Origin of the sequence: Gordonibacter sp. (genome assembly GCF_036667095.1) — a bacterium.
Taxonomy (GTDB): Bacteria; Actinomycetota; Coriobacteriia; order Coriobacteriales; family Eggerthellaceae; genus Gordonibacter.
Map to the genome: position 1 here is coordinate 57,093 of NZ_JAVWUP010000004.1, position 4,096 is coordinate 61,188.

Annotated in this window: 2 protein-coding genes; one reads left to right on the forward strand and one right to left on the reverse strand. The window is 62.2% G+C overall.

The genetic code is table 11. The features are described 5' to 3' along the window. The coding region (locus RR842_RS01080; protein ID WP_332728831.1) for an ATP-binding protein at nt 1-2,873 on the forward strand (2,873 nt) is incomplete at its 5' end. Between the two features lie 26 nt (nt 2,874-2,899). On the opposite strand, the gene RR842_RS01085 is transcribed toward RR842_RS01080, so the two are convergent. Beyond that, nucleotides 2,900-3,967: a D-alanyl-D-alanine carboxypeptidase gene (locus tag RR842_RS01085; RefSeq protein ID WP_332728832.1), complete on the reverse strand. Its 1,068-nt coding sequence runs from the start codon at nt 3,965-3,967 to the stop codon at nt 2,900-2,902. Between the last annotated feature and the right edge of the window lie 129 nt (nt 3,968-4,096).

The following is a 4,096-nucleotide window of genomic DNA, read 5'->3' on the forward strand; positions in this document are numbered from 1 at the left end:
CACGGTCGATCCTTGCCGCAGTGCTTGCCGCAGGATGCGCTTTCGTCGTACCTGCCGTTGCCGCCGAGCAGGCGGATAACCAAGCGAAGGTTTCACTGTCATCTGAGGGCACGGGTGCGCAAGAGGGCGCACTGGCAGGTCCCGAGACGTTCGAAGGCCGGGGTGCGCAGCCGGAGGAACGCGTGGTGAGAGTCGCATTTCCCGAGGTCGAAGGCATCAGCATGACCGACAGCGCCGGTGTACGCAGCGGACTGTTCTACGATTGGCTTGTCGAGATAGGCAAGTACACCGGATGGGAATACGAGTTCGTGGGCGGCGATGCCGAAAACCTCGCGAACGCGGCTATCTCGGGAGAAGTCGACCTTGTCGGCAGCATGTATCACCGCGAGCAGCTGGAGGGCTTGCTGGACTATGCGGCCTACAGCATGGGCTCGAACTACTCCTTGTTGATCTGCCCCGAAAACAACGACTCCATTGCCAGCTTCGATCTTCGCACGTTGAACGGCAAGACCATCGGCGTATACCGCAACGCTAGCGAGAAGAACCGCCGCCTCGAGGCGTTTCTCGAACTCAACAACCTTTCCTGCAACGTGGTGCAGTTGGATCTCGAGGGCTACGAGCGATGCCTCGAAGACGGCGTGGCCGATGCGATGCTGGGAAGCGATAGGGAAGTGCCGAACGGATGCCGGGTGGTAACGGGATTCGAAGGCGAACCCTACTACATCGCCCTGCCCAAGGGAAGCGATCTGGCGACTGCTCTAAACGAGGCTCTCGGGCAGATATACGCTGCCGATGCAGGGTTTGCGCGTACGCTGCATGCGCGCTACTTCCCTCACGAATACTACAATTCGATAAGCCTTACCGAAGCCGATCGCGCCTTTGTCGAGCAGACAGGCGTTGTCTCGGTTGCCGTGGTAGCCGATCGGTTGCCGCTCTACTACCAGTACGAGGGGAAGTACCGTGGCGTGGTCAAGGATGCGTTCGATCGTATTGCGCAGCGCACGGGCCTCTCGTTTCGCTTCGAGCATGCCGCCACCTACGAAGAGGCGCTCAACATGGTGCGCAACGGCGAGGTGGAGGTCATGGGCAGCTTCATGGACGATGAGCACATGGCCGGCGAACAGGGTCTTTCGCTTACCAAGGACTTCGCTTCGCTTGACGAGGTGGTGTTGAGGAACAAGCTGCGCGAACGGTCCGACGGCAGGGCCGCCCTCGCGCAGATAAACGGACGAGAAGACCCGGCCGGGTTGGACGCGACGGAGGTAGTTTACTTCGACACGTACCAGGAATGCCTTGAGGCGGTGAATGCCGGGCGCGCTGAGTTCACCTGTATACCGGCAGCATTTGCTGAAAGCCTGTTCACCGAGCATGCATACGGTAATATCGTGCCCTCTGCTGCCGACCATCGCGACCTCAAACTGTCCATCGCACTGCCGAAGCCGGTCGATTCGGCCATGTATTCCGTTCTGAATAAGGCGGTGGGCAGCTTTACCGAAGAGGAGCGGGCGGCCATGTTGGTGCGCAGCGCGGCATCTGTCGGCGGACGTATGCCCTCGCTTGAGGCGATCGTATCCAGCAACCCCATGGCCGTAGTGGCGGTGTCTCTCGTGTTCTCGCTTTTGGTTGGCGCTGTTGCTATCGTGGCGGCCACCTCCAAAGTGCGCTCCCGTACCATGGCCTTGAAGCTGGAGCAGGCCGAGGAAACGAGCCGTGCGAAGTCCGACTTTCTCTCGCGTATGTCCCATGAGATACGCACGCCCATGAACGCCATCATCGGCCTGAGCTCGGTGGCGACGCTCTCGGGCGAGGCGACGCCTTCGGTGCAGTCGAGCCTGGAGAAGATCAACACCTCGGCGCAGTACCTGCTCGCGCTGGTGAACGACATCCTCGATATGTCTAAGATCGAGAACGGCAAGATGTGCATCGAGGCTGTCCCTGTGCGCCTGCGCGCCTTGGTCGATCGGCTAGGCAGCATGTACTGCATCCTTGCCGAGGAGAAAGGTATTGCGCTGACGGTACGCTGCGGGGGCGATGAGGTGGTCATGGCCGACGACGTGCGCCTGCAGCAGGTGCTGGCGAACCTGCTGTCGAACGCTTTCAAGTTCACGGAACCGGGCGGCTCCGTGCTGCTGGCTGTCGACAAGCTGTCGGAGGGGGGAGGCGATGCAGCCGTCCGGTTCAGCGTGACCGACGATGGCGAGGGTATCCGCCCTGAGGACCTCGACCGTATTTTCGAGTCGTTCGAGCAGGCGGCCGAAAACCATCGCAACGCCCAAGGCACGGGGCTTGGACTTGCCATCAGCAGTAACCTTGTGCACCTTATGGGCGGCAAGCTCGACGTGCGCAGCCGTTTGGGCCAGGGAACTGAGTTCTTCTTTACTTTGAGCCTGCCGCGGGCGTTGCCAGAAGACCTGCCGCGTGATCGTGCGGAGCTTTCGGCGACTGCGGCCGAGGAAGGGCGTACTTTTGCGGGTGTGCAGGTGCTGCTTGCCGAGGACAACGACCTGAACGCCGAGATAGCCGTAGCGTTGCTGGAGATGAAGGGCGTGACGGCCGATCGTGCTGCGAACGGGCGCGAGGCAGTTGACCTGTTTGCTGCTGCGGCCCCGGGGTTCTACGACATCGTGCTCATGGACGTGCAGATGCCTGTGCTGGACGGCTTGTCGGCCGTGCGCGAACTGCGCGCGCTCGATCGGCCCGATGCGCACACGGTCCCCATTGTCGCCCTGACGGCCAGCACGTTCCAGGAAGATCGAGACGATGCGGCTGCGGCGGGCATGGACGGGTTTCTGCCCAAGCCCTTCGATGCTCGGCAGCTCTACGGGGTGCTTCATCGCTTCTTGCCGTCCGGCTGGTCCGAAGCGGCATCTTGAGGGGCATCGATTGTCGGAGCGCGTCCTTAGATTGATGCCGCGGTATCGAGGGCGTAGTCGATCCACAAGCCGATGCGCTTATGCCAGGGGAGCGTGGCGCGTGTCTCGCGGGTCGCGTATGTCCAGTCGTAAAGCGTTTCGGAATCGGCGAACCGCTGGGGCTTCGACGACGAGCCCAGCACGACGGCATAGTACTCGTGGCCGTCGCCCCGGTTCACGGCGGTGGCCACGCAGGGACCGGCTGCGAGCGTGTAGCCGGTCTTGGCGGCACAGGTGCCTTCGTAGGTTTGCAGCATGGTGTCGGTGTTGGATAGGGAGAGCGTGGTTTCGCTGCCGTTCCGGTTCACGGCAATATCCACGTTCGAGAATCCGATGCTGGCCCGGAACCGTTCGATGCCCATACCGTAGCGCAGCATGACGGCGACATCCTGTGCGCAGCTGTACTGCCCCTGCGCCCATGCGTCGAAGTCGAGACCATGCGGGTTCGTGAAGCAGGTGTTCACCAGTCCGAGTGCCGAGCCTTTGGCGTTCATGGCATCGACGAAGGCCGCTTGGCAGGCGTAACCGTCGCCGGAGAGTCCCTGGTCGGCAAGGATGATCGTACCAGCGGCCTCGGCAAGGGCGGTTGCGGCATCGTTTCCCGATGCGGTAAGCAGCGCTTTGAGCGAGGCATCGAGAGTCATGACATCGCCCTGCATCAGCCCGGCGCTGGATTCTTCGACGCTGGCGGCTGTCGGTGTCACCTTGATGGCCGCATCGGGAGAGAGGGTCTCCAGGGCCACAATGGCTGTCATGATCTTTGTAAGGGACGCGATCTGGGCCTGGTCGGTTGCGCGTCGTCCGAAACAGAGGTCGCCGCCCTCGTCGAGCACCGACGCGTAGGATGCCTCGAGGTCGGGTCCGCTTCGGACGGGAATTCCGTGCTGTAGGGCGGTCTGCCCGAACAGTAGGTCGCTTTCCTCTGCGGCCGCATGCGCAGGCGTGGGGGCGATACAGCCGAGGCCCAAGGCGAGGCACAGGACTCCGACCGAGGCGGCTCGGACGCTTTGGTGGGAGAACGCGATGAATGATTTTGTGGGGCGGGAGGAAGCCACGGTCGGATACCTTTCTTTCAGGTTCGGTGTGGTAGGTGCCGTCTTCCCGACAGTATACGCCCCTCGGGCGGCCTGTGCGAAAAGAGCCTCGACCCCGACCCCTGACGGGTTCCGTTTACGGATGTGCGG